Origin of the sequence: Gillisia marina (assembly GCF_000258765.1) — a bacterium.
GTDB classification, from domain to species: domain Bacteria; phylum Bacteroidota; class Bacteroidia; order Flavobacteriales; family Flavobacteriaceae; genus Gillisia; species Gillisia marina.
The window spans coordinates 1-711 of the sequence record NZ_AJLT01000101.1 but is presented as its reverse complement, the minus strand read 5'-3'; the positions used below and the strand labels follow the sequence as shown (position 1 = coordinate 711).

Below are 711 nucleotides of genomic sequence, written 5' to 3'. Positions count from 1 at the left end.
AAAAAATATTGTCATAAAAATGCAGAGGTTATCGTTATGTAATATTTAGCTACTATTATAAGTTATAAAAAAACATTAGTTTTACTATAACTTTTTTTTGTTTTCTATAGTGAGCCTCAAAATTATTTATACTAAAGAACTTGATTTTCTTACAAGATTCAGCTATTGATAATTAAGTTATTAAGCTTTTAAACGTTAATGATTTCATCTCCTCGAAAATTAGCTAAAACCTTTGCGATTTATTTTATAAATGCTTAATTTATTATTTGTTAATTTGAATTTTGTTGCTAACACAGCATTTCCCAATCTGGAAAATCTCTACATTTTTCCTAAAAAATTAATCTCTACCAAATTAATTTCCCGAACCCTTTTTCCTTTTAGTTATCAATATTAAACTTTGGGCTATGACTACATATTATTGTAAGACGGAAATAGAAACAATTATGAAACTAATGGTTTCAGAATATTTGAAGGATTGTATAAAATGTAATAGAATATCGGAGGATTTTATTGATCTTATAAAGTATAATTTTTTAGCAAAATACGTCTTGTTTAATGTCGAAAAGAATTCCATAGAGATTGGAGTTGAAGATGCAAATATGAATAGTTCTTATTACCCTGTAATTAAAAAACATTTATTTCTCTTGAAGGAAAGCGGAAACTCTTGGCTGGACAACTCTTTTAGATCTACATCGAACGATCTGGTTTTTT

1 protein-coding gene is annotated in these 711 nt (G+C 26.2%); it reads left to right on the top strand.

From position 1 onward, the window contains the following. Positions 1 to 404: 404 nt before the first annotated feature. Positions 405 to 711 (top strand): hypothetical protein (locus ON07_RS13845; RefSeq protein WP_010232674.1); only part of this gene is annotated, 307 nt, incomplete at its 3' end.